The sequence below is a fragment of the Fructobacillus broussonetiae genome (assembly GCF_018437275.1).
GTDB lineage: Bacteria > Bacillota > Bacilli > Lactobacillales > Lactobacillaceae > Fructobacillus > Fructobacillus broussonetiae.
Map to the genome: position 1 here is coordinate 88,363 of NZ_JAAMFK010000003.1, position 23,413 is coordinate 111,775.

Genomic DNA, 23,413 nt, shown 5'->3' on the forward strand with positions numbered 1-23,413 from the left:
TGCCATTTTAGAATGCTCGGTAACGCGCGCGACGGTTGGCGACCAATTCGTCTGGTGCAAGAGCTTGCATCTCACGGATTTCTTCATCCAACTTTGTTTGCATACCAGCAAAAATCTTTTCATGACGGTGGTTTTCAGGAATCACCTGATCAATGACCTTCTTTTCCAAGAGATCAGCAGGCGTAATGCCCATGATACCAGCAGCTTCGTCGGCGCGCTTGGCATCCTTCCACAAGATGGAAGCAAAACCTTCCGGTGACAAGATTGAGTAAGTGGCGTTTTCAAACATCCAAACTTGATCAGATGTTGCCAGAGCCAAAGCACCACCAGAACCACCTTCACCGTAGATAATGGCAATCATTGGGACCGTCAGCTTCATGGATTCAAGGATGGATTGCGCAATGGCATCCCCCTGACCATTTGCTTCCGCATCCTTACCAGGAAAGGCTCCTGGCGTGTTAATAAAGGTGATGATTGGGCGGTTGAACTTTGAAGCTTGTTCCATCAAGCGTTGAGCCTTACGGTATCCCCAGGGCTGTGGTGAACCGTTTCGCTTTGACAATTTGTCATTAATGTCCGTTCCCTTATCGATGGCAATAACCGTTACCGGTTGTCCCTTCAAACGGGCGATTCCACCAATGACTGATTTGTCATCGGCACACAGACGGTCCCCGTGAAATTCGATGAAATCAGTAAAGATACCATTGATTAATTCACGGGCCATGAAGCGGTCTTCACGAGACTTCTTAACAACTTCGGCCGGGTTAACGTCTTTTTTAAACATCGTTTTTACAAACTGAAACATCTTAACCCTCCTGTTGGTGCATGGCAACGATTTTTCCAATCATTTCTGCCATGTCTTGTCGCTTTACAATCTTGTCCACGAATCCGTTTTCAAGCAATGTTTCAACGCGCTGGAAGTCCTTTGGCAACTTTTCATGAATCGTTGATTCAATGACACGGGCACCGGCAAAGCCAACCAAAGCGTGTGGTTCTGCCAAAGTGACATCCCCCTGCATGGCAAAAGAAGCCGTGACACCACCGGTTGTTGGATCGGTCAAAACAACCAAGTACAACAAACCAGCTTCTTGGTGAGCGGCAACCGCGGCTGAAACCTTAGCCATTTGCATCAAGGAATTGATACCTTCTTGCATCCGTGCCCCACCAGAAGCGGTAAAAAGCACGACTGGCAACTTGTTTTCTGTCGCGTGTTCGAAGAGTCGAGTAATCTTTTCACCCGTCTTTGAACCAAGTGATCCCATCATGAAGTAAGAATCCATGATTCCAAGGTCGACTTGTTCTCCGGCAATGCGACCAGATCCAGTCAAAACAGACTCTTTCATATCGGTTTGCTTCTTGGCGCGGTCAAGCTTTGCTTGGTAGCCTGGGAAGTCCGTTTGATCGATGGTCAATTCAGAATCGAATTCAACAAAGTCCGTTGCAAAAAGGGCAACGCGTTCACGGGCCTGCAAACGGAAACCGTAATCACAGTTTGGGCAGACACGGTAGTCACCCAATTCCTTGTTGTAAATTTGCTTACCACAGTATGGGCAAGCTAAGAAGAGACCGTCGGGGATTCGGTCACGAACGGCGTCCGTAACTTTAATTTTGGTATTATCCTTTTTCTTAGAAGAAAACAAATCCATATTGTTTTGGGCTAGGCCCTCTCCCTTCGTTGGTTGGTCCAATGATTTAAAAGAAACGTCTTATTCCGCTTCGTCTGCTGAAAGTGAGGCTTCCCACTTTGGCAAGAACTTGTTTTCCAAGTACTTCGTCGTGAAGACGTCGTTTTTGATTCCTTCGTCTTGCAACAGAGCTAATTGGAAATCCTTTGACGTTGAAACACCGACAACGGTCGTTTCTTCAATAACGCGTTCCAACTTTGCCAAGGCTTCTTCACGAGTATCGTCGTGGGCGATCAATTTGGCAATCATGGAATCGTAGAATGGTTGAATCATATCCCCGTTGTAAAGGGCTGAATCAATACGAACGCCAGGTCCACCGGTGGGCAAGAAGACGAAGTCAATCTTACCAGCAGATGGCGCGAAGTTTGCTTCTGGCTTTTCGGCCGTCAAACGCATTTCAACGGCGTGTCCCTTAATCTTCACGTCTTCTTGCTTAACTGGCAATTCCTCACCAGCGGCAACCAAGACCTGCAAACGAACAAGGTCCAAACCAGTAACCATTTCTGAAACAGGGTGTTCAACCTGAATTCGTGTGTTCATTTCCATGAAGTAGAAGTTACCTTCTTGGTCCTGCAAGAATTCGATTGTTCCTGTGTTTTCGTAATCGATGGCGTTAACGGCCTTCGTCACAACTTCCATCATGTCAGCACGCAAAGCTGGCGTCATGGATGCGGCTGGTGATTCTTCCATCACCTTCTGGTTACGACGTTGCAAGGAACAGTTACGTTCTGGCAAACATACGACGTTTCCAAAGTGGTCACGAACCACTTGCATTTCAATGTGGCGGCAGTCCAACATCACCTTTTCAAGGTACATGTGTTCGTCACCGTAGTTCAACTTTGCTTCGGCCTGGGCGTTTGTAAAGTTTTCTTCTAGCTCTTCATCCTTGAAGATGAATCGCATTCCCTTACCACCACCACCGGCAGCGGCCTTCAACAAAACCGGGTATCCGATTTCATTGGCCACTTCCCGGGCTTCATCAACGTTGTGGATATCGCCGATTGAACCAGGAATAACCGGAACGTTAGCCTTGCGCATCTCAGCGCGAGCGTGTTCCTTGTTTCCCATCAGGTCAATGGTTTCTGGACGGGGTCCGATCCACTTGATGTTGACGTCACCGACCATTTCGGCGAACATGGCGTTTTCTGACAAGAAACCATAACCGGGATGAATGGCTTCAGAACCAGTCAAAACGGCGGCTGAAATCACATTCTTCATGTTGATGTAGGAATCAGCTGGCTTAGGTCCTCCAACACAGATGGCTTCATCAGCAATCTGCACGTGGAGGGAATTCTTATCTGCTGTTGAGTAGATGGCCACCGTCTTGATGCCCATTTCCTTCAACGTCCGGATGATTCGCACTGCGACTTCACCACGGTTTGCTACCAATACTTTTTTGAACATTTTAGTCTCCAACAATAAAGGTGAGTTCTGCGGTTGTTGCCTTCTTACCATTTACCCAGGCGATTCCCTTACCGGATCCAACAGGGCCACGCAAGCGGTCCAAGACCACTTCAAGCTTCACTTGGTCACCAGGGCGAACCATCTTACGGTAACGGGCCTTCTTGATTCCACCGAAGTAAGCGGTCTTTCCCTTGAATTCTGGCATTGAAAGCAGGGCAACGGCGCCGGCTTGGGCGAGTGCTTCAACAGTCAAAGCACCTGGGAAAGTTGGGTTTCCAGGGAAGTGTCCTTGGAAGATTTCCTCGTTGATTGAGATGTTCTTCAAAGCAACACACTTTTCACCAGGAACTAATTCTTCAACCGTGTCCAACATCAACATTGGGTAACGGTGTGGCAAAATTTCTTGAATTTCTTGGGCGTTCATTAAAGACATGTTTTCTCTCCTTTTAATGCCTATGTATGCAAAGTAGGCCTTTGACAACCCACTTTGCGTAACAGCAGGTCATTTCATCCTACTGTTGGACAATTAGTCCGTTGTTACTCGGTAAAGTGGCTTATCGAAGTCAACCACTTCTTCGTTTTCAACCAAGATTTCGGCGATCGTTCCAGTAACGTCCGCCTTGATTTCAGTCATCAACTTCATCGCTTCGATGATGGCGACCGTTTCACCCTTTTCGACGTGGTCCCCCACTGCCTTAAAGTCTGGTTGATCTGGCTTTGGCTTCAAGTAAACCGTACCGACCATTGGTGCCTTGATTTCCTTACCAGCTGCGGGTGCGGCTGGTGCTTCAGATGCAGCAGAAGCTGAAGAATCAGCAGGTGCTGCCGTGTTTGAAGCTGCCGGAGCGGCTTGAGTAGCTGGAGCAGTGGCTGCAGGAGCAACGGGTGCCTGCACGGCTTCGTTCTTAGACAAGTGCAATGAGAAATCACCGTCTGAAATAGCAATATCGCGGAGGGATGACTTTTCCAAGTCCGCCATAAGTTCACGAATTTCTTTTACATTCAAGTTCATCGATTATTCACCTTAAAACTTCTTGAAGATAACGGCAGCGTTGTGACCACCGAAACCGTAGTTTGCTGACATAACGTATTCAGGGGCAACGTTTTGGTTGTCCTTGTTAACCAATTGAATCTTAGCCGTGTGTTCGTCTGGTTCGTCGAATCCAACGTTTTCTGGCAAGATTCCACGGTCGATAGCACCAACAGAAGCAACGGCTTCAACGGCCCCAGCGGCACCGAGCAAGTGACCCGTCATACCCTTGGTTGAAGATACCAAGACCTTCTTTTCACCAAAGACAGAGGCGATGGCTTCCGCTTCACCTGAGTCGTTTGCACCAGTTGCCGTACCGTGGGCATTGATGTATGACATTTGTTCTGGCTTCATGTTGGCGTCTTCCATGGCCAACTTAAAGGCACGGATAGCACCTTCACCATCAGGAGCTGGTGACGTCATGTGGTATGAATCGGCCGTTGCACCGTAACCGACGATTTCGGCCAAGATGTTAGCACCACGAGCTTTTGCGTGTTCCAATGATTCGATAACCAAGATTCCGGCACCTTCACCCATGACGAAACCGTGACGGTTCTTGTCGAATGGCTTTGAAGCTTGCTTAGGGTCTTCTTCCTTTGACAAGGCAGTCAATGAAGCGAAACCGGCGATTCCGATTTCGTTGATCGTGGCTTCGGCACCACCGGTCAACATCACGTCTTCACGTCCGGCCTTGATACGCCAGTAAGCTTCACCAATGGCGTTCGTCGCTGAGGCACAGGCCGTTACGATGGTAAGGTTTGAACCCTTAGCACCGAAGCGAAGGGAAACGTTTCCAGAAACCATGTTAGCAATTGATTCAGGAACGAAAAGTGGTGACACACGTTGTGGTCCCTTTTCGTGCATCTTAATGATTTGTTCTTGGATGGTCGTCAAACCACCAATACCGTTACCCAAGATAACGCCGAAACGGTTTTCGTTTTCGACCTTTGACTTCTTACCTTCATCTTCGTCAGCAAGCAAGCCAGCTTGTTCCATGGCTTGCGTTGCAGCGTCAATGGCGTACTGTGAGAAGAGGTCCAACTTACGTGCGTCTCGCTTTCCAACGCGGGCAGCGGGGTCGAAACCATCAACTTGTCCGGCAACGGAAATACCAGTTTCCGTTGCGTCGAACTTCGTGATTGGCTTAATTCCTGATACTCCTGCAAAAGTGGCATCCAAGAAGCTCTTGGTGTCAATTCCGTTTGGGGCGATTGCACCCATTCCTGTAATTACAACTCGTGTCATCATGTTTCCTTTCGCAAATGCTATTGCATCAATTCTGTTAGATGTACAAACCACCATCAACCGTAATTGTTTGTCCCGTCATGTAGTCGTTTCCGGCTAAGAACAAAGCAACATCGGCGACGTTTTCCACCGTACCGAAACGGGACAATGGGATTTCGTTCAAAATCATTTCCTTGGCCTTGTCTGACAAAGCGTCGGTCATGTCTGAAACGATCATACCAGGGGCGATGGCGTTAACACGGATGTTACGCTTGGCACCTTCCTTGGCGAGGGACTTGGTCATTCCAATAACACCGGCCTTTGAGGCTGAGTAGTTGACTTGACCCGCGTTTCCCATTTGTCCAACAACGGAAGCCATGTTGATAATGACACCGTGCTTTTGACGAATCATCTTCTTAAAGATGGGTTGCGTCACATTGAACGTTCCGTTCAAGTTGGTGTTCACAACGGCGGCGAAGTCTTCCAACTTCATTCCCATTGCTAATTGATCCTTCGTGATTCCGGCGTTGTTGACCAGAATGTCGATTCCTTCAAAGGCTTCTTCTTTGTAGAGGGCCTTCAAGGCTTCTTCGGCAGCTTCACCGTCAGCAATGTCGAATTGCAACGTCTTTGGCGTCTTGTTGAAAGAAGAGATCACTTCTTCTTTCAATGGTGAACGACCGTGCAAGATAATGTTGGCACCGGCGTTATCAAAGGCGTGGGCAATGGCCAAACCGATTCCTCGTGAAGAACCGGTTACGAGAACTGTCTTTCCTGAAAAATCCATGTGTCTTATCCTTCCTTAATTAAAGCAGCGACTTTTTCAAATGATTCGAAGTCTGTAGCAGAGTATCGAGCCACTTCCTTTGGAGCTACCTTGCGGGCAAACTTTGACAAAGTAACGCCGGGTCCGATTTCGATGAGCGTATCGACACCGAGGTCAACCATGTTTTGCAGGCAGTGAGCAAAGTAGGTTGGGGAGACGATTTGCTTTTCGAGCGTGTCGGCCAAGGCGTCTTTAGAAAAGACGTCCTTGGTGGTGTTTGAGAAAACGGGGAACTTTGCTTCCGCAAAGGATTCCCCTTCAAAACGTGAAGCCATCTTTGTGGCTGCTTCTGTAAGCAATGGGGTGTGGAACGCACCTGAAACCGGCAAGGGAACCTGTTTCTTTACGCCCGCTTTTGTCAAAGCTTCGACAGCTGCATCAACGTCTGCTTCTTTTCCACCAATCACCAATTGAGCGAAGGTATTAAAGTTTGCTGGGTAGACTTCCAAGCCCTTGGCCTGCAAGTCCGTGATTGTTTCAACAATCATGTCTTGGTTATCGTCTAAGACGGCGACCATTTTACCGGGGTTTTTGTCCCCTACTTTTTGCATGTATTGCCCACGATCCTTGACCAAGGCAATTGCTTGGTCAAAAGTGAGCATGCCGTTGGCGACTAAGGCCGGGTATTCCCCAAGCGATAGTCCCAAAGCAGCAACTACATTCGTCAATCCTGCTTCAACTAAGCAGGCCGCCAAAGCCGCATCAAAGGCGACGATGGCTGGTTGTGCCCACTTTGTTTGGCTAATCTTTTCTTCATCGTTGAAGACTGCAACAAGGTCGTAGCCTAAAATGTCTGAAGCTTTGTCGATATAAGCCTTAAAAGTTGGCAAATTGTCGTACAGGTCCTGGCCCATTCCGGCCTTTTGTGAACCTTGTCCGTTGAATAGAAGTCCGACTTTCATAGAACCTTCCTTATTACTTTGTTGTGTTTGGAATTCCAAGGATGTCTGTTGCTTGTGCCCAGATGTCTTCAAGGATTTCGGCAACTGGCTTTTCGTCGTTGATCATTCCAGAGATTTGACCGGCCATGAAGGCTCCGCCGTCCTTGTCTCCTTGTTGAACAGCGGCACGAAGTGTACCAGATTCCAACTTTTCAACCGTTTCGTAATCAGGTGCTGGCTTTTGAAGTTCTTCAACTTCGCGCTTCACGTATTCCTTAGCCATCTTGTTCTTCAAGACACGGGCACGTGAACCAGAGATGTTACCAGTGATAATCGTATCGATATCGCGGGCCTTCAAGATCTTCTTCTTGAAGTTTTCGTGGATTTCAGATTCTTTAGCAGTCAAGAAACGAGTTCCCATCTGAATTCCTGAAGCACCAAGCGCCAAGGCTGCGGCAGCTCCACGTCCGTCGGCGATTCCACCGGCGGCGATAACAGGAATGTTAACGGCGTCCACAACTTGTGGAACCAAGGCCATCGTCGTCATTTGACCGATGTGACCACCAGATTCCATTCCTTCTGCGATAACGGCGTCGACACCCTTACGTTCCATCATCTTTGCGAGTGAAGTTGAAGGAACGACTGGCATAACCACGATGCCGGCGGCGTGCAATTCTTCCAAGAATGGTGATGGATCACCGGCTCCCGTGGCAACGACTTTGACACCTTCTTCAAGAATAACGTCGAAGACTTCGCGGATGTGGCGTGACATCAACATCACGTTCACACCGAAAGGCTTGTCCGTTAATTCCTTGGCACGACGTACTTCGCGACGTACGTCTTCTCCGTGCCAGTAACCAGTACCGATGAATCCGAGTCCACCAGCTTCAGAAACGGCGGCTGCCAACACACCGGTTCCTGCCCAAGTCATTCCACCTTCGACGATTGGGTACTTCATCCCCAACTTATCAAAAATAGGATTTTCCAATTTAATTGTCATAATACTACTGCCTTTTCCCTTTATTTTTATGTACGCGGCGACATAGCCGCCTTGAAAGAAGATTACTTCTTGTCAGTTTGTTCCTTGATCTTGTTTACCAAGTCAGCAACAGTTGAAACTTCTTCCGTGTCTTCCAACTTGATGTCAAAGTCGTCTTCCACACGGTTCAAAACTTCGAACAAGTCCAATGAATCGGCATCGATGTCATCCGTCATGTTCGTCGTCATTGAAACTTCTGAGTCTTCCAAATCGAATTGGTCAACCAAAATTTCCTTTACCTTGTCAAAAATTTCTTCTTGTGTCATGAGCACGTTCTCCTATAGGTGATTTCGTATTGCAATACGTTAGATTTTTACGGTGCAGTCTACTACACCGCAATTTAATAATGTTATTCATGTCGAGCAATGCGCATTTGCTCTTTTTAAGTCAAATCTGGATTAGACCTTCCAGATTTGTGCCCCGATGACGAGTCCGCCACCAAAACCAACAAAGGCAACCGTCATACCCGGCTTAACCTTACCATCTCGAACCAATTCATCCAAGAGAATAGCCGGTGAGGCGGCGGAAGTATTTCCGTATTCTTCCATGTTGGTTGGGAACTTTTCCATTGGCTGCCCGAAGTTCTTAGCCATGGATTCAATGATGCGGTGGTTGGCTTGGTGTGCGATGTACAAATCAACATCGTCAGCAGCCACGCCCGCCTTTGCCAAAGCCTTGTCCAAGACCTTTGGCACTTCCCGGGTCGCAAAGGAGTAAACCCCGCGCCCGTCCTGGTGGAAGTAAGGGTCAAGTGGCGAAATTTCACCAGCAAAGGCGTTCTTGTTAGCGAAGCGACCAGTTAAGATGGCTTCACCGCGGTCACCGAAGGCTTGAAGTTCTTCGCCAAGAAGGCCTTTGTCTTCGTCCGTTGACTGAAGCAAGACACCACCAGCCCCGTCTCCGAAGAGAACAGAAACCGTTCGGTCCTTCCAATCGACAAGCTTTGACAAAACTTCGGCTCCGATGAACATCCCCTTCTGGTAGCGGCCAGAAGTAATGAAGGATGAGGCAACGGACATGCCGTAAACAAATCCGGAACATGCCGCGTTCAAATCGAAGGCAAAGGCATTTTCTGCGCCGATGTTTCCTTGAACAATTGCTGAAGTATGTGGTGACAAAGCATCCGGTGACATCGTGGAAACAATGATGAAGTCGAGGTCGTTGGCATCCCAACCGGCTTCTTTTAACAACTTCTTTGCAACGCCGGTTGCCAAGTCAGAAGTGTTTTCGTTGTCGACAACGTGGCGGTTGTGGATTCCCGTTCGGGGGTAGATCCATTCGTCAGAGGTCTCCATCAATTCTGCTAAGTCATCGTTTGAAACAACACGCTCTGGAATTTCGCGAGCGGTCGCTGCAATTTTCATCTTTTCCATAATCTCGTCTTCTTTAATCCGCGAGTAAGTCCTGCAAGTACTTCCGCAAATTCTGTAATGCCTTCTCTAAAATATCAGCTGCTTCATCTGAAAAGCCAGTAAACATTGCTTTTGTCAGTTTCAGGTGAAAGGCTCGGTGCGCACGGAACAATACTCGTCCATGGTGCGTTAAGCCAAGATACACAACGCGTCGATCAGCTTCGGAACGCCTTCTCACAACGTAACCCTTCTCAACCAAGCGATCAATTGCCGTGGTCATTGCTGACGGTGACAAATGAACGGCTTTAGCAACCTGGGAAGCTGTCTTCTTCTCATACATCGAAATCGCGTAGATGGTATGAACATCTTTAACTGTCAAAGCCGAGAAAGGCCCGCTTTTGAGCTGACTCTCCTCGACCCATACAATGTTTGCCAAAAGCTCGATTAAAGCTTGGTTGGCATCTTTCAGATTTACTTTTTCAACTGTCTGATCAGTCTTGTTCATCAGGAGCCACCACAAACATTAGCTCCGCACTCGTTGCGACCTTGCCATCAACTTTGGCCGTTACATTCACAGATCCCATGTTTTCGCGAACCTTACCGAAGGTTACGTGCAACTTCAAAACGTCACCAGGGACAACCATCTTCTTGAACTTGGCATCGTTGATACCAGTCATGTATGCCGTCTTGCCACGGAACTGTGGGGAAGACAAAATCAAGATTGAGGCGGCTTGAGCCAATGATTCGATAATCAAGACACCAGGCATCACAGGGTTACCAGGGAAGTGTCCTTGGAAGAACTGTTCGTTAATCGTCACGTTCTTAACGGCTACGATTGATTCGTCCGGTACCATCTCTTCTACATAATCCATGTAGATGATTGGGTAACGGTTTGGAATCAAATCCATGATTTCAGTGGTTGTTAAAACTGGCATTGCTTGTCCTTTCACTAATCGATACTATCGATTGCTTAAAGTTATATTAGGATAAAAACAGTTTAACAATAAATACTTCGATAGTCAAACTATCTCGCCTTGGAAATAAAAAAAGCCTGTTATATTAGGCTTTCCTTTGCTTTTATAGGTCTAAAATAAGCATTCGTTTCGTCACTTCTTGGTAAAAGTCAGAACCGGACCATTCCATGATTCGTCTGCGATTATAGCCAAGCGCCACGTTGTAAAAGCTTGTTTGTGCAACTTGTTGTTTTTCTGGGTGTAGATGCAAATGACCAGAAATCGAACTTTCCACACCCCATTTAACAAAGTCTCGTCCCAAAAAAGCGGAACCCAAGAAGGCTTTTAAAATCGTCATTTTACTTTTACGGAAAGGAATCTGGTCAACAAATGCCTGAAGTGGGGAAAAGTGATTGACCATCACAACCTTTTGCCCAGCTTTCTTCGCCTCTTCCACCATTGTTTCCATTTCGGCGATAGCTAGCGCCATTCTTTCTTGGTCCGTCATCGGCTGTTTGATCCGCCGGTCATACCAATTTCTCTTCTTAAAAGAAGCAATTTCTTCTATTGTATGTTGGTTTTTATCCATTGAATAATCGTACCAACCATTATGACCAATCAAGCGGTGGGAACCGATGTCCAAATACTTCTTATGCAAGTAGTGTGGATCATCAAAGTCTTCAATCGTTTCAAAGCTTTCACCACTCCCCATCTCATGGTTACCGGCGAGATAAAAAAGGCGTGGTCCGGGTCCGACTTTTACAGCCAGCGTCTGAACAAAATCAGACGTTTTCTCAAGTGAATTAAAGGTGTCACCCGCCAAAATGAGGACGTCGATGGCTTGTCTTTTAATCTCAGCTTCAAAAAGGCCCAGCGCTTTTTCTGGGTCGATTCGGTTCACATCCAAATGTAAGTCTGAGATAAAAGCGACTCGCATAGCATCCCCTTTTCTTTCTATGGGTCAGTATAGCACAGAAAAAAAGAGCAGCCGAAGCTGCTCTTTTTGCATCAATTAGTGATGCTTCTCTGTGAAGAAGTAGGTGATACCAACCAACACCAAAACGATGAATGTGCTGAGTAATCCAGTCTTCACGAAGCGCTTCCTTCCCGTGTTTGGTAAGGTAAGTGGCTTTTGCATGGTCATGTAATCGTTTTTCCGTGTCGATTGGTTCTTACTTGGTGCTACAGATGGCGTGTTATTTTGATTATTGCTTGGTTGTGCTGGCGTGCCAGGATTGACAGGCTTTGCGGGATTAAACGGCTGAGGCTTAGGGGGATTAACCGGTTTGGGCTTAGGAGGATTAACGGGATTTACTGGAACGACTGGCTTATCTGGCTTATCGTGGTGGTAAACAACAGTAATCGTTTCATTCTTGGAGTCAGCCGTTACAGATTGTTCAGGAACCTGGGCGTTTTCCGGATCTTTCTTGAATCCATCGGCCGTCTTATCAGGCGCTGTGAAGGCTGGCCAGTCTTTTGCATCCGATGTCGTCTTCCAACTACCGTAGACGATTTGATTAGTGTATGCATCAAAGTCAGTAGCATCGCGTTCAAACTGAACACTTTGTGTCACACTACCAAGCGGACTGTTATTCTTATCACCGTCAACGAAGTTAATCGTACGAGTAACTGTCCGCTTCGTATCCGCATTATCAGCTGGTGTAACAGGGCGGGTCTGGTGTTGGTAAGTAACGTTAACCGTTTCCCCTGGATCGTTGAACTGCACATCTTTCGTAACAACCGCTTGTTTTTCAACCTTTTGCATACTTGGGTTAATCAATTTTTTACTGCTCAAGTCAGGAACGGCCACTTCGTCAAAGGCACTCGTTCCGCCCACGGGATTTCCGTTCTCTTCAAGCGCGTAAACACCCCAATTATCAACTTTATGAGCCGTTTCATCGTAGGTCGCCCAACGAACTAGATTAATCGACTGAGTAATTGCTGTGGCAACATCAGCACCGTTTGGATTATCAGCATCCTTAAAGTGAATGGTTCGCGTGTAAGTCTTATAAAAGTCACTTTTCTGCAAACCCTGCGGAATGCCCTTCGATGGATCGATGGTTACAACTTGATTTTTAACAACCGGACTCGTTCCCGCGTTAACCATCATCTTTGTGTGGCTAACCACTTTCCCTTTCATCGTGGCGTGAACGGCAATACCGCCGGCCAGAACCAATAAAACGAAAGCTAAAACGGCCCATGTCGCCTTCAGCCCTTCGAAAATTTTCTTTTTAGTAACATCCTTAAGGAAACGATTGTTTTGACGCATCCGTTGCCCCCCCTTTCATCTCTACTCGTTTTTATTATAGCTCTTTCAATTTAAAATGTTTCTAATAAAATGGGGAAGAGCCTTTTTTCTTTTGATTTTTTCAACAAGAATCGATGCGAAAAAGAAAAAAAGAGCAGCCGAAGCTGCTCTTTTATTTAAAATTAGTGGTTCTTCTTAGTAAGAATTGCCAGTGCAAAAGCGCTCACCAAACCTGCAGCAGCGAGAACGAATGGCAACGAAGTCTTAACGTTCTTTGACGTGTTTGGCAAAGTCAATTGACTACCAGCACGCTTTGATTCGTTTGCCTGTGCAGTTGATGTGCCAGCCTGCTGTTCACCATTAAAAGCGGTACTTGGAAGAACGTCATGACCCTTAGGATCAACAGGATTGACCGGGTTTACAGGATTAACTGGATTTACAGGATTGACTGGGTTTACAGGGTTTACAGGGTTAACGGGGTTAACGGGGTTAACGGGGTTTACCGGTCCTGCATGGTGGTAGATAACCGTTTGACTATCATTCTTGGTATCAACGTTAACTGCCTGCTCTGCAATTTGTCCGTTATCAGGATTTGCCTTAAATCCTTCAGCGGTCTTATCAGGCGCCGTGAAGGCAGCCCAATCCGCGTTACCAGACTTCACTGTCCAGTCTCCATAAACCACTTGATTCGTCTTTTCATCAAAGTACTTTGCTTCGCGTTGGAAGGTAACCGTTTGTGTCACATCCCCGAGTGAAGCGTTATTCTTGTCACCGTCTACCAGGTGAATCGTACGCGTCACGTCGCGTGTCGTCTCTGCCTTGTCAGCAGGAGTTACGGCACGATTCTTGTGCTGGTACATGACGTTAACTTGCTCGTCAGGTGCATCAAAGGCGATGTCAGAAGTTTTAATGTCTTCTTCATTTACTTTCGTAACGCTTGGATTAACCAAATTTTCGTTGGTTAAGTCCGGAACAGTCACTTCGTCAAAGGAGCCGGTATCAGCAACAGGCTCACCTTGGTCTTCACGAGACAACGTACCCCAATTAATAACTTTCTGTGTTGTCTTATCGTAAGTTGCCCAACGAACCAAATTCATCTTTTGTACAACTGGTTGTGCGACATCGGGGCCATTTGGATTTTCGGCATCCTTAAAGTGGATCACACGTTGGTATGTTTTGTAGAAATCACTCCTTGAGTAGCCACTTGGAATACCCTGTGCTGGATTAAGTGATTCATTGTCATCTTGAACAGTAGTCGTTTGTCCAGCAACGCTTTGAGTATCAGCGTGAACCGTGCTAGGAGCAATTCCAAATCCAGAACCGCCAAGAATCATCAAACTAGCTAAGGAGGCAACCGCCCACTTCTTACCAATAAGCTGCACTTTCTCACTATTTAAATTATTCTGTAAACGATTGTTGTATAGCATTCGTTGCCTCCTTTCTTTTCTTCAACACTTATTATAACACTTTTGTTTCGAATGTTTCTAATTTATTTAAAAATAAATCGCTTTATTTCGAGTGTATTGGAAATGAAAAAGACACAAAAAAAAGAGCAGCCGAAGCTACTCTTTTGATTAATGATTATACGTTTGCGAAGTGCAACAACGTACGGATCATGTTTGAAGTAAATCCGTATTCGTTATCGTACCATGAAACCGTCTTAACCAATTGCTTGTCGCCAGCTTGGACGATTTGCGTTTGGGTTGCATCGAAAGTAGCACCGTGAGTGTCACCGATAACATCTGATGAAACGATTTCATCTTCGTTGTAACCGAATGAGTCTGATGATGCAGCCTTCATAGCAGCGTTGATTTCTTCAGCAGTAACGTTCTTGTCCAATACTGAAGTCAATTCAGTAACAGATCCGTCAACAACACCAACACGTTGTGCGTGTCCGTCAATCTTACCGCTCAATTCTGGGACAACAAGACCGATGGCCTTAGCAGCACCAGTTGAGTGAGGAATCGTGTTAACTGAAGCCGTACGGTTTGAACGGAACTTCTTTGACTTTGGTCCATCCAAGATCATTTGCGTTGAAGTAAATGCGTGGATAGTCGTCATCGTTGCAACTTGAACACCGAATTGGTCTTGCAATACACGAGCCATTGGGGCCAATGACTGTGTCGTACATGAACCAGCAGAAACGATCTTGTCGTCTGCCTTCAAGATGTCTTGGTTAACACCGTAAACAACAGTAGGAACATCACCGGCTGGGGCTGAGATCAAAACCTTCTTAGCACCTGCATCCAAGTGGGCTTGTGACTTTTCGGCTGAAGTATAGAAACCAGTAGCTTCCAATACGTATTCAACACCGTCGTTCTTAACCCAAGGAATGTTCTTTGCATCGCGTTCTGCGTAAACAGTGTAGTGCTTACCGTTAACGATGATTCCAGTTTCATCAGCAGAAACTTCGGCGTTCAAAGTTCCGTGCGTTGAGTCATACTTCAACAAGTATGCCAACATTGATGGAGACGTCAAATCGTTGATGGCTGCGACTTCAACATCAGCTGCTGAGTCACCCAATTCCAAAATACGACGGAATGCCAAACGACCAATACGACCGAATCCGTTAATACCAATCTTCACAGTCATGTGTGTAGACCTCCAATTAATTTTTTGACCTAAGTCAACACAAACATTATAACACAAATGCGCTCCTATCAGTGTAGCCTGACTGTCATTTTTTATCACAAAGAAAACCGTACCATTTTTATTGATACAGTCCCATTTAGTCGTAATCATGGTAAACTGATAAACAATTAGAAGAAAAAATATTTTTTATATTCTTATTTGGAGGGAAAATGACGGATCAATCGAGCAGAAGAATTACGACTATCGCCGTTCTCGTTGCCCTAAACGTGGCCATCTCTTATTTCATTCACATCCCCGTCCCCGCCACGTCCGGTTTCATCAACCTCGTGGAAGCCGGTGTTCTTTTTGCCGGTCTCTCTTACGGTCGAAAGTCCGGTTTTATTGTCGGTGCTTTATCCGGCGCCCTCTTGGATTTGTTAGCCGGCTATCCGCAGTGGCTTCTCTTCTCCTTTTTAATTCACGGACTTGAAGGTTACATTGCTGGAATCGCTGTTAAAGGAAAGACAAGTAAAAAAATCCTTTTCGCCGTTCTTTCCATTATGATCATGCTGTTGGGTTACACATTAGCCGGTTCCTTCCTATATAATTGGCCGGCCGGGATTGCTTCGATTCCAACAAACACCATTCAAGGGATTGCCGGTGCCTTGGTGGCTTTCTTCTTATTAAAAGCAATCAATCAGTACCAAAAGTGAGTATGGAAAAAGCGACGAAGACGTCGCTTTTTATTTTTAATTTTTTAACGTTTTTGGTTTTCTTACAATTGTGTGTGATAATTGAACTGAATAAACAAGGAGGAAGAACATGTCAACACAATACGATTACGATGTCATTTTCATCGGTGCCGGTCACGGTGCCTTTGATGGGGCGCCTGCTTTAACTGCCGCTGGTAAGTCCGTTGCTTTCATCGAAGAAGACAAAGTTGGTGGAACCTGTCCAAACTGGGGCTGCAACGCCAAGGTTATTTTGGAAGCACCGGCCAAGCTCACGCAGACAGTCAAGCAATCCGACGGTGTCATCGCCGGTGACGCCTACATTGACTGGGAAAAGGCCATGGCACGGAAACAAGAAATCGTGAACATGTTCCCCGGTGCCATTCAGTCCGGCATGGAAGAAGCGGGAATCCACTTCATCTTCGGACACGCTTCATTTAAAGATGAGCACACAGTAACGGTCGATGGTAAGACGGTCACAGCCGATCAATTCGTCATCGCAACTGGTCAACATTCTCACCGATTGGATATTCCCGGAAAAGAGTACCTCCACGACTCAAAGGATTTCTTATCCATTAACCACGTACCTGACAGAATGGTCATCATCGGTGCTGGTTACATCGCTTTAGAAGCCGCTTCCATCATGCAGGCGGCTGGTTCGAAGGTCACGGTTATCATGAAGGGCGACCAAGCTTTGAAAGGCTTTGACCGAGATTATACCAATGAGTTGGTCAAGGCACTGGCTGATCAAGGCGTGCTCTTCATTAAGAATGCCGATGTTCAGGGTGTCGAACAAAACGGCGCCGGTTATACGGTAAGCGCAAGCACCGGTTCATACCCCGCTAATTACATCTTGGATGCGACCGGCCGCGTTCCAAACACGAAAAATCTTGGATTAGAAGGCCTCGGCATTGACTTTGACGAACAGGGAATCGTCGTGAACGGTTATCTCCAAACAACAAAGCCAAACATCTATGCAACGGGTGACGTGGTTAAGAAGGACCAGCCAAAGTTGACGCCAACGGCCACCTTCGAGTCTCAGTATGTGGCTGACCACATTTTGGGTAACGATAACGCTGAAATCAACTACCCTGCTATCGCAACGACTGTCTTTACCACGCCTCGTTTAGCCCAGGCTGGTATCACTTTGGAAGAAGCGAAGGCTAACGAAGATAAGTACACCATCGTTGAACAAAACGTCATGGACGACTGGTACCGTTTGGTTGACTTCGAAAAGACTGGTAAGCGTTCGTTGATTTATAATAAGGACGGTCAACTGGTCGGTGTTATCGAATTATCCGATAAGGCAGAAGACGTTGTAAACGCCTTGTTGCCAGCCATTGAATTTGGTTATACACAAAAGCAGATTAAGCGTTTGGTCACCATCTTCCCATCAATTGGTTACTCAGCTTTGGATAACTTGCAGTAAAACGAAGTTTTATCGACATAAAAAAGGCTAGCGCCGAAAGCGCTAGCCTTTTTATTTAACTCAATTATTCGATTCCTGAACCAGGTTCAACAGCTTCTGGCAAAACCGTCACCGTGACGATGCCGTTCTTTTCAGCTGACAAAACCATTCCTTCAGAGAGTTCTCCGGCCATCTTACGTGGGGCCATGTTGGCAACGATAGCAACCGTCTTTCCAACAAGAACTTCTGGTTCTGGATACCACTTTCGAATTCCAGAAAGAATTTGGCGTGGCTTTTCTGAGCCATCATCCAACGTAAACTTCACGAGCTTCTTTGACTTAGGAAGCAATTCAGCCGCCGTAATCTTAGCTGCCAAAATTTCAACCTTGTCGAAGTCGTCGTATTCGATCAACGCCTTGTGTGTTGCTTCTTCTGTCATCTCGTTATCCTTCTTCTGGGCTTCGTTCTTCTTTGCTTCCTTTGCGGCGCGTCCCTTACCCTTCGTATCCTTTGATACCAATGAGGCGATGAAGGCGACTTCTTCTTCCACATCCAAGCGTGGGAAGATTGGCGTTCCCTTCTTAACGACGGTTCCGCCGGCTGGCAAAGCAGCCATTGAAAGATCATTCAAATCAACACCGGATTCTGGTTCTTCCAAACCGAGTTGTTCGAAGATTTGCTTTGGCGTTTCAACCATGACAGGCTGAAGCAAAGCCCCAACGACGCGCAAAGTTGCGGCCAAGTGGGCCATTACAGATGCCAAAGCTTCTTTGGCGTCGGCGTTTTCGCCCGCAGACTTTGCCAAAACCCAAGGTTCTGTTTCGTCGATGTACTTGTTAGCACGGCGAACGATTGACCAAACGGCTTCAAGTGCGTCAGCGGTATGAACCCCCTGCATGTTTTCTTCGTAAACAGCGATTTGTTCGGCAACCAACTCTTCCAATGAAGAATCGAATTCAGTCACGTCTGAAGTAAAGGCTGGGACAGTTCCGCCTTCGTACTTGTTAATCATGGCAACCGTTCGGTTCAACAAGTTACCAAGGTCGTTTGCCAAGTCATAGTTCACACGGGAAACGAAGTCTTCTGGTGAGAAGACACCGTCGTTTCCAAATGGCATGGCACGGAGCAAGTAGTAACGGACCGCATCCAAACCATAGCGTGACGTCAAGTCTTCAGGGTAAATCACATTTCCCTTTGACTTGGACATCTTACCGTCCTTCATGACGAGCCAGCCGTGTCCGATGATTTCTTTTGGCATGTCCAAACCAAGGGCGTGGAGCATGATTGGCCAATAGATGATGTGGAAACGAACGATTTCCTTACCAACCAATTGAACGGAGGCTGGCCAGAACTTCTGGAGCAAATCGTCGTTGTCTGAACCGTAACCCAAGGCCGTAATATAGTTGGCCAAGGCATCGATCCAAACGTAGATGACGTGCTTTGGATCACCCGGTACAGGAACACCCCAGTCAAATGACGTACGGGTCACGGCCAAGTCTTCCAAACCAGGCAAGATGAAGTTTTGAAGCATTTCGTTCATTCGTGATTCAGGTTGAACGAAATCAGGGTGTGACTTGTAGTAGTCGACCAACCAGTCCGCGTACTTAGACATCTTGAAGAAGTATGTCTCTTCTTGAATCTTCTCCACTTCGTGACCAGATGGCGCCTTACCACCCGTCATGTTACCGTCAGCGTCGCGGTAAACTTCGGCCAACTGTGATTCCGTGAAGTATTCTTCGTCGGAAACCGAGTACCAACCTTCGTACTGCCCCTTGTAGATATCGCCTTGGTCCAAGAGCTTTTGGAAAATCTTTTGAACGGCTTCTTCGTGCTGCTTATCCGTCGTCCGAATAAACTTGTCGTAAGAAATATCCATCAAAGACCAGAGGTCCTTGATATCCTTGGCCATCTTGTCCAAGTATTCCTTTTCGCTCTGCCCAGTGGCAGCAGCTTTCTTTTGAATCTTTTCACCGTGTTCGTCCGTTCCCGTGAGGAAAAAGACGTCTTCACCTAACAAACGGTGGTAACGCGCAGCGGCGTCAGCCAAAACCGTCGTGAAAGTGTTTCCCAATTGCAACTTCCCAGATGGGTAGTAGATGGGGGTCGTAATGTAAAAGTTCTTGTTTTCTGACATATGAGTCCCTTTCTGGCAAATGTGCCGATACCGCCTTTCATTATAGCAAAATGCCGTCCTCCTAACCACTTGCCTTCATATGTAAAAGTCTGACCCGTACCAGCCAACAATTTTTCGCCTTTTGTTCAATAAAGCAACAATACCGGTTTTATTTAATAAACAGAATGTAAAGCCATTATCGCCCATGCCATCGAATTTTTAAGGGATTTTATTGACAAAAAAATACCCCACCGGTACACTTGAGAAAGAATATAAGGAGGCAACTATGAACGCAAACACTAACTTTCACAACCAAATCGCTTTGACTTTCACGGTTTGCTGTTGCCCACCGCTTTTTTAGGGTGGCGTTCATAGGTTAAAAGCCACCCTCGGTCTCTGTCTTTTTCGAGACCATGGGTGGCTTTTTCTATAGGCTCAAACAGTTGAACAGTTAATCAATAGTAGAAAATAATTAAATTGCATTAGGAGCAAAAAAATGAATAAGAAGATCATCATTATCTTGGCCGGCTTGGCCGTTATCATCGCAGGAATCGTCGGTTTCAATAAGTTTGCCGGATCAAAGGATAACGGCATGACCATCAAGAAGAATACGCTGACGGTTGGTGTTGAAGGAACATACGCTCCCTTCTCCTTCCACGATGACAAAGGAAAGTTAACCGGATTCGAAGTTGAAATCGCCGAAGCGCTCGGTAAGAAGATGAACATGAAAACGGAATTCGTCCAAACCAAGTGGGATTCATTGATCGCAGGTTTGAACTCAAAGCGTTACGATGCCGTGATTAACAACATCGGTATTTCAAAGGAACGTGAAGCAAACTACCGCATGTCAACGGCTTACCTTTACCCACGCGCCGCTTTGATCAAGCGTACGGGCGACACGTCATTGAACAATTTGTCAGACATCAAGGGCAAGACGATGGCCCAGTCCGTTACGTCAAACTATGGAAAGCGCGCCAAGGCCGAGGGTGCTAACATCAAGGCCGTTGCTGGAATCATCGAATCAATGAACTTGATTACAACAAACCGTGCCGATGGAACGTTGAACGATCTTGGTTCATTTGAAAACTGGAAGCAATCAAACCCTGACGCCAACGTCGAAGCCGTTGACGTCTCAAAGGAAATGGGTTCAACGCCTGATGGTGTTTTGATGAACAAGGATAACGCTGAACTTCAAAAGAAGATCAATAAGGCAATGAAGGAACTCCGTGAAGATGGCACGCTTTCAAAGCTTTCAAAGAAGTACTTCAACAAGGATTTGACGAAGGAATAATCAGCCCGGTCTTCTTCTGACTTTTATATAGGAAAACAACATGACAGAATTTTTCGACCTGGCAGTTAAGTACCTGCCGGAACTATTCATCACCGCAATCAAATACACGCTGCCACTCGCAGCCATCTCATTCTTCTTCGGATTGATTTTTGCTTCGATGACAGCCCTCATTCGCGTGGCCAAGTTGCCACAAAACGAGTGGGCGGCCGCCTTCTTGCAAATCATGAAGTGGATTGCAAACGTCTACGTCTGGTTCTTCCGTTCAACACCGTTGTTGGTCCAACTCTTCATCGTGTTCTACGGATTGCCAAACGCACACATCGCCTTTTTCCAATCTGCTTGGGTATCAGCCATCACCGTGTTCTCATTGAACACCGGAGCCTATGCCTCCGAAACGATTCGCGCTTCCATCAACTCCGTTCCAGAAGTGCAAAAGCAAGCCGCTGAATCACTCGGAATGACCCGCGCACAAGTATACTGGAACGTGGTCTTGCCACAGGCAGCCCGCATCTCCATCCCGCCGTTGTCCAACTCATTGATTGGTTTGTTGAAGGACACGTCATTGGCATCCGTCATCACGATTGTTGAGATTTTCTACCTCTCACAGCAGATTGCCGCTGCCAACTACAAGGTTTTGTCCATGTACGTCTTAGTCGCCATGGTCTACGCCTTCTTCACGACTATCCTATCAATCGGACAACACTACCTAGAAAAGTACACATCGAGGTTCGCCCAATGATCTCAGTTAAAAACTTAGTGAAGCAATATCCTGATAAAAAGGCCTTGGACGACGTAAGCGTGACTTTCAAGGCGGAAGAAACGACGGCGATCGTCGGTCCTTCTGGTTCTGGTAAATCCACGTTACTCTGGGCCCTTAACCTCTTGGAGCACCCCACATCCGGACAACTTCAAATCGATGATTTGACGGTGGATTTTGAAAAGTCCCTGTCGAACCAGGAAGTTTTGGAACTGCGCCAAAAGACGGCAACGGTCTTCCAGGAAAAAGCCTTGTTTACGCATCTAAACGTTTTGCATAACTTAACTGAAGGACCGGTGAAGGTTCAAAAGAAGTCAAAGCAGGACGCTGAGCAGCAAGCCTTTGACCTCTTGAAGCAGTTCGACATGGAAGAGCTTGCTGATCGTTATCCATACCAATTGTCTGGTGGGCAACAACAGCGTGTGGCCATCCTCCGTGCCTTGGCAATGCAACCAAAGTACTTACTCTTGGATGAACCAACTTCAGCCTTAGATCCTGAATTGGAGGCACAAGTCCTCCGCGTCTTGAAGGACTTGGCTAAGAAGGATACGTCCATGGTTGTGGTCACGCACAACATGGCCTTCGCCGAGCAAGTCGCTGACCAAGTTGTCTTTATCGACGGCGGTAAGGTCGGATACGCAGGTGAAACAGAAGGTTTCTTCCACTCTGACAACGAACGCATCAAGAAATTCTTAGGAGCAATGTCTTTCTAATGGCTAGAAATTATAGTAAGAAAGCCCGGCAACGTAGTTTTAGCGCAACCGTCACCGTACTCATCGTCATGGTGGCGGTTTTGTCGTTTCAACACTTTACGTCACCTGACAACGGCCAAAAAGGAAATAACCAAGCAAACCAAGAAAAGGTTTGGAAGCAAAACCAAAAGGCAGATAAGAAACGGACCAACGTGCAAACCGTTTCTTCTTCCGACCAAGAACTCCTAAACATCAATTGGGACGGAACACTCGATGGTGACATCGTTCACCTGAACGACAACAAGGCCACTTTCTCAGATGCTGAACTGCACCAGACTTTCCCCGGTAACGGAAGCAAGTTAAACCCTACAGACGGCCTCGCCCTATCGCCCTTAGACGAACTTGGCCGTTCGCAACAAGGAAACTTCCTTGCCTCTAAGAAAGCCATGGACAAGGTCACAAAGCGTCCGAGCCAAATCGGTAAGAACGTCCGACCATCCGGCTGGAATCAAGGCGACCACTTCAACGGAACAGCCTGGGTCGGCGGAACGCACTCAAACCCACGCGTGAAACTAGGTGGAAGCGAACAAGCGTTGTGGAATAAGTCCCACATTGTTGGTTACCAGTTCTTCGGTATGCCGACGATGGTGACGGAAAACATGACGACTGGGACGCGTGTCGAAAATGCCTACCCTGGTCAACTTGTTCCGGAAGACGACATTCGCTATGCGCTAAAGGAACACCCAAACATCACCATTCGCGGCCAAGTAACGCCCGTTTATAACGGCAACGAACTCGTACCTCGCGGCGTGCACTACATGGCGAAATCAGTTGAAGACAACGGTCAAACGCTTGATTTGAACTACTGGATTTTCAACGTTCAACCCGGTGTTCAAATTGACTACAACACAGGTGCTTCAAAGATCAATTAACATATAAAAAGAAAAGAGGACTTCGAAATCAATCGAAGTCCTCTTTTTTTGCAATAAAAAAAACGACTACCAGAGTCGTTCTCTCATGAATGCCCTCGGTGGGAGTCGAACCCACACGGTGTTGCCACCACTGGATTTTGAGTCCAGCGCGTCTGCCAATTCCGCCACAAGGGCAGGCATGTTGTTTTTTTCAACTATATAAATATACCAAGGACGACCGTCCCTGTCAACAACATACCGAGAAATTGTTTAATTAATTTGCGGTGGCAAAAATAA

General features: G+C 46.7%; 24 protein-coding genes and 1 tRNA gene. 6 read left to right on the forward strand and 19 right to left on the reverse strand.

Going from position 1 to position 23,413, the window contains the following annotated elements; genetic code table 11:
- Nucleotides 1-7: 7 nt before the first annotated feature.
- The 17 genes from accA to gap all read right to left on the reverse strand — a co-directional run bounded on the left by accA (nucleotide 8) and on the right by gap (nucleotide 15,234).
- On the reverse strand, nucleotides 8-805 hold the full coding sequence (gene accA / locus G6R29_RS02955) for a carboxyltransferase subunit alpha (RefSeq protein ID WP_213808874.1): 798 nt from the start codon (nucleotides 803-805) through the stop codon (nucleotides 8-10).
- Nucleotide 806: 1 nt separating this feature from the next.
- The gene (gene accD, locus G6R29_RS02960) at nucleotides 807-1,646 is read right to left on the reverse strand and encodes an acetyl-CoA carboxylase, carboxyltransferase subunit beta (RefSeq protein ID WP_213808875.1); all 840 of its coding nucleotides are present in this window, start codon (nucleotides 1,644-1,646) and stop codon (nucleotides 807-809) included.
- A gap of 60 nt (nucleotides 1,647-1,706) precedes the next feature.
- Nucleotides 1,707-3,089 (reverse strand): acetyl-CoA carboxylase biotin carboxylase subunit, encoded by a 1,383-nt coding sequence (locus G6R29_RS02965; RefSeq protein WP_213808876.1) that lies wholly within the window; start codon nucleotides 3,087-3,089, stop codon nucleotides 1,707-1,709.
- A gap of 1 nt (nucleotide 3,090) precedes the next feature.
- On the reverse strand, nucleotides 3,091-3,522 hold the full coding sequence (gene fabZ, locus G6R29_RS02970) for a 3-hydroxyacyl-ACP dehydratase FabZ (protein ID WP_213808877.1): 432 nt from the start codon (nucleotides 3,520-3,522) through the stop codon (nucleotides 3,091-3,093).
- A 93-nt stretch (nucleotides 3,523-3,615) separates the two neighbouring features.
- The gene (gene accB, locus G6R29_RS02975) at nucleotides 3,616-4,101 is read right to left on the reverse strand and encodes an acetyl-CoA carboxylase biotin carboxyl carrier protein (protein WP_213808878.1); all 486 of its coding nucleotides are present in this window, start codon (nucleotides 4,099-4,101) and stop codon (nucleotides 3,616-3,618) included.
- Nucleotides 4,102-4,113: 12 nt separating this feature from the next.
- Nucleotides 4,114-5,364 carry a beta-ketoacyl-ACP synthase II gene (gene fabF, locus G6R29_RS02980; protein ID WP_213808879.1) on the reverse strand — a complete coding sequence of 417 codons (1,251 nt, stop codon included), beginning with the start codon at nucleotides 5,362-5,364 and terminating at the stop codon, nucleotides 4,114-4,116.
- Between the two features lie 37 nt (nucleotides 5,365-5,401).
- Nucleotides 5,402-6,130 carry a beta-ketoacyl-ACP reductase gene (locus G6R29_RS02985; RefSeq protein WP_213808880.1) on the reverse strand — a complete coding sequence of 243 codons (729 nt, stop codon included), beginning with the start codon at nucleotides 6,128-6,130 and terminating at the stop codon, nucleotides 5,402-5,404.
- 5 nt (nucleotides 6,131-6,135) lie between these two features.
- Nucleotides 6,136-7,071, reverse strand: coding sequence for an ACP S-malonyltransferase (locus G6R29_RS02990; protein WP_213808881.1), 936 nt, complete (start codon nucleotides 7,069-7,071; stop codon nucleotides 6,136-6,138).
- 13 nt (nucleotides 7,072-7,084) lie between these two features.
- The gene (locus G6R29_RS02995; protein ID WP_213808882.1) at nucleotides 7,085-8,050 is read right to left on the reverse strand and encodes a DUF561 domain-containing protein; all 966 of its coding nucleotides are present in this window, start codon (nucleotides 8,048-8,050) and stop codon (nucleotides 7,085-7,087) included.
- 62 nt (nucleotides 8,051-8,112) lie between these two features.
- Nucleotides 8,113-8,355, reverse strand: coding sequence for an acyl carrier protein (locus tag G6R29_RS03000; protein WP_213808883.1), 243 nt, complete (start codon nucleotides 8,353-8,355; stop codon nucleotides 8,113-8,115).
- Between the two features lie 132 nt (nucleotides 8,356-8,487).
- The gene (locus tag G6R29_RS03005; protein WP_213808884.1) at nucleotides 8,488-9,462 is read right to left on the reverse strand and encodes a beta-ketoacyl-ACP synthase III; all 975 of its coding nucleotides are present in this window, start codon (nucleotides 9,460-9,462) and stop codon (nucleotides 8,488-8,490) included.
- 13 nt (nucleotides 9,463-9,475) lie between these two features.
- Complete coding sequence (locus G6R29_RS03010; protein WP_213808885.1) at nucleotides 9,476-9,946, reverse strand: MarR family winged helix-turn-helix transcriptional regulator; 471 nt, start codon at nucleotides 9,944-9,946, stop codon at nucleotides 9,476-9,478.
- Nucleotides 9,933-10,376: a 3-hydroxyacyl-ACP dehydratase FabZ gene (gene fabZ / locus G6R29_RS03015; RefSeq protein WP_213808886.1), complete on the reverse strand. Its 444-nt coding sequence runs from the start codon at nucleotides 10,374-10,376 to the stop codon at nucleotides 9,933-9,935. The genes G6R29_RS03010 and fabZ (G6R29_RS03015) overlap by 14 nt, the downstream gene beginning before the upstream one ends.
- 142 nt (nucleotides 10,377-10,518) lie before the next feature.
- Entirely contained in the window at nucleotides 10,519-11,331 is an 813-nt protein-coding gene (locus G6R29_RS03020) for a metallophosphoesterase (RefSeq protein ID WP_213808887.1), read from the reverse strand.
- Between the two features lie 75 nt (nucleotides 11,332-11,406).
- Complete coding sequence (locus G6R29_RS03025) at nucleotides 11,407-12,663, reverse strand: mucin-binding protein (RefSeq protein WP_213808888.1); 1,257 nt, start codon at nucleotides 12,661-12,663, stop codon at nucleotides 11,407-11,409.
- A gap of 161 nt (nucleotides 12,664-12,824) precedes the next feature.
- Nucleotides 12,825-14,069, reverse strand: coding sequence for a mucin-binding protein (locus tag G6R29_RS06600; protein WP_213808889.1), 1,245 nt, complete (start codon nucleotides 14,067-14,069; stop codon nucleotides 12,825-12,827).
- A gap of 154 nt (nucleotides 14,070-14,223) precedes the next feature.
- A complete protein-coding gene (gap, locus tag G6R29_RS03035; protein ID WP_213808890.1) occupies nucleotides 14,224-15,234 on the reverse strand; it encodes a type I glyceraldehyde-3-phosphate dehydrogenase in 1,011 nt (336 codons plus the stop codon).
- 209 nt (nucleotides 15,235-15,443) lie between these two features.
- On the opposite strand from gap, the gene G6R29_RS03040 reads away from it, so the two are divergent.
- Together G6R29_RS03040 and G6R29_RS03045 are read left to right on the forward strand one after the other, a co-directional pair.
- Nucleotides 15,444-15,926, forward strand: a complete 483-nt coding sequence (locus G6R29_RS03040; RefSeq protein ID WP_213808891.1) for an ECF transporter S component — start codon at nucleotides 15,444-15,446, stop codon at nucleotides 15,924-15,926.
- 109 nt (nucleotides 15,927-16,035) lie between these two features.
- A complete protein-coding gene (locus G6R29_RS03045; protein ID WP_213808892.1) occupies nucleotides 16,036-17,373 on the forward strand; it encodes a dihydrolipoyl dehydrogenase family protein in 1,338 nt (445 codons plus the stop codon).
- A gap of 64 nt (nucleotides 17,374-17,437) precedes the next feature.
- Here the strand turns inward: G6R29_RS03045 and metG are convergent, their stop codons facing one another.
- Nucleotides 17,438-19,486, reverse strand: coding sequence for a methionine--tRNA ligase (gene metG, locus G6R29_RS03050; protein ID WP_213808893.1), 2,049 nt, complete (start codon nucleotides 19,484-19,486; stop codon nucleotides 17,438-17,440).
- 475 nt (nucleotides 19,487-19,961) lie between these two features.
- Between metG and G6R29_RS03055 the strand changes: the two genes are divergently transcribed.
- From G6R29_RS03055 to G6R29_RS03070, 4 genes are read left to right on the forward strand one after another with little or no spacing between them, the layout of a single operon-like run.
- The gene (locus G6R29_RS03055) at nucleotides 19,962-20,756 is read left to right on the forward strand and encodes a transporter substrate-binding domain-containing protein (protein WP_213808894.1); all 795 of its coding nucleotides are present in this window, start codon (nucleotides 19,962-19,964) and stop codon (nucleotides 20,754-20,756) included.
- Between the two features lie 40 nt (nucleotides 20,757-20,796).
- Nucleotides 20,797-21,495, forward strand: a complete 699-nt coding sequence (locus tag G6R29_RS03060; RefSeq protein WP_213808895.1) for an amino acid ABC transporter permease — start codon at nucleotides 20,797-20,799, stop codon at nucleotides 21,493-21,495.
- Nucleotides 21,492-22,226, forward strand: a complete 735-nt coding sequence (locus tag G6R29_RS03065) for an amino acid ABC transporter ATP-binding protein (RefSeq protein WP_213808896.1) — start codon at nucleotides 21,492-21,494, stop codon at nucleotides 22,224-22,226. Before G6R29_RS03060 ends, G6R29_RS03065 begins: the two co-directional genes overlap by 4 nt.
- Nucleotides 22,226-23,137: a DNA/RNA non-specific endonuclease gene (locus tag G6R29_RS03070; RefSeq protein WP_213808897.1), complete on the forward strand. Its 912-nt coding sequence runs from the start codon at nucleotides 22,226-22,228 to the stop codon at nucleotides 23,135-23,137. The genes G6R29_RS03065 and G6R29_RS03070 overlap by 1 nt, the downstream gene beginning before the upstream one ends.
- Nucleotides 23,138-23,227: 90 nt before the next feature.
- On the opposite strand, the gene G6R29_RS03075 is transcribed toward G6R29_RS03070, so the two are convergent.
- Nucleotides 23,228-23,311: transfer RNA gene (locus tag G6R29_RS03075), tRNA-Leu, on the reverse strand.
- Nucleotides 23,312-23,413 lie beyond the last annotated feature (102 nt).

What these genes read in the sequence shown, in the direction of transcription:
- accA (WP_213808874.1), bottom strand. Translation starts at nt 805, where the DNA reads ATGTTTCAGTTTGTAAAAACGATGTTTAAAAAAGACGTTAACCCGGCC.
- accD (WP_213808875.1), bottom strand. Translation starts at nt 1,646, where the DNA reads ATGGATTTGTTTTCTTCTAAGAAAAAGGATAATACCAAAATTAAAGTT.
- G6R29_RS02965 (WP_213808876.1), bottom strand. Translation starts at nt 3,089, where the DNA reads ATGTTCAAAAAAGTATTGGTAGCAAACCGTGGTGAAGTCGCAGTGCGA.
- fabZ (WP_213808877.1), bottom strand. Translation starts at nt 3,522, where the DNA reads ATGTCTTTAATGAACGCCCAAGAAATTCAAGAAATTTTGCCACACCGT.
- accB (WP_213808878.1), bottom strand. Translation starts at nt 4,101, where the DNA reads ATGAACTTGAATGTAAAAGAAATTCGTGAACTTATGGCGGACTTGGAA.
- fabF (WP_213808879.1), bottom strand. Translation starts at nt 5,364, where the DNA reads ATGACACGAGTTGTAATTACAGGAATGGGTGCAATCGCCCCAAACGGA.
- G6R29_RS02985 (WP_213808880.1), bottom strand. Translation starts at nt 6,130, where the DNA reads ATGGATTTTTCAGGAAAGACAGTTCTCGTAACCGGTTCTTCACGAGGA.
- G6R29_RS02990 (WP_213808881.1), bottom strand. Translation starts at nt 7,071, where the DNA reads ATGAAAGTCGGACTTCTATTCAACGGACAAGGTTCACAAAAGGCCGGA.
- G6R29_RS02995 (WP_213808882.1), bottom strand. Translation starts at nt 8,050, where the DNA reads ATGACAATTAAATTGGAAAATCCTATTTTTGATAAGTTGGGGATGAAG.
- G6R29_RS03000 (WP_213808883.1), bottom strand. Translation starts at nt 8,355, where the DNA reads ATGACACAAGAAGAAATTTTTGACAAGGTAAAGGAAATTTTGGTTGAC.
- G6R29_RS03005 (WP_213808884.1), bottom strand. Translation starts at nt 9,462, where the DNA reads ATGGAAAAGATGAAAATTGCAGCGACCGCTCGCGAAATTCCAGAGCGT.
- G6R29_RS03010 (WP_213808885.1), bottom strand. Translation starts at nt 9,946, where the DNA reads ATGAACAAGACTGATCAGACAGTTGAAAAAGTAAATCTGAAAGATGCC.
- fabZ (WP_213808886.1), bottom strand. Translation starts at nt 10,376, where the DNA reads ATGCCAGTTTTAACAACCACTGAAATCATGGATTTGATTCCAAACCGT.
- G6R29_RS03020 (WP_213808887.1), bottom strand. Translation starts at nt 11,331, where the DNA reads ATGCGAGTCGCTTTTATCTCAGACTTACATTTGGATGTGAACCGAATC.
- G6R29_RS03025 (WP_213808888.1), bottom strand. Translation starts at nt 12,663, where the DNA reads ATGCGTCAAAACAATCGTTTCCTTAAGGATGTTACTAAAAAGAAAATT.
- G6R29_RS06600 (WP_213808889.1), bottom strand. Translation starts at nt 14,069, where the DNA reads ATGCTATACAACAATCGTTTACAGAATAATTTAAATAGTGAGAAAGTG.
- gap (WP_213808890.1), bottom strand. Translation starts at nt 15,234, where the DNA reads ATGACTGTGAAGATTGGTATTAACGGATTCGGTCGTATTGGTCGTTTG.
- G6R29_RS03040 (WP_213808891.1), top strand. Translation starts at nt 15,444, where the DNA reads ATGACGGATCAATCGAGCAGAAGAATTACGACTATCGCCGTTCTCGTT.
- G6R29_RS03045 (WP_213808892.1), top strand. Translation starts at nt 16,036, where the DNA reads ATGTCAACACAATACGATTACGATGTCATTTTCATCGGTGCCGGTCAC.
- metG (WP_213808893.1), bottom strand. Translation starts at nt 19,486, where the DNA reads ATGTCAGAAAACAAGAACTTTTACATTACGACCCCCATCTACTACCCA.
- G6R29_RS03055 (WP_213808894.1), top strand. Translation starts at nt 19,962, where the DNA reads ATGAATAAGAAGATCATCATTATCTTGGCCGGCTTGGCCGTTATCATC.
- G6R29_RS03060 (WP_213808895.1), top strand. Translation starts at nt 20,797, where the DNA reads ATGACAGAATTTTTCGACCTGGCAGTTAAGTACCTGCCGGAACTATTC.
- G6R29_RS03065 (WP_213808896.1), top strand. Translation starts at nt 21,492, where the DNA reads ATGATCTCAGTTAAAAACTTAGTGAAGCAATATCCTGATAAAAAGGCC.
- G6R29_RS03070 (WP_213808897.1), top strand. Translation starts at nt 22,226, where the DNA reads ATGGCTAGAAATTATAGTAAGAAAGCCCGGCAACGTAGTTTTAGCGCA.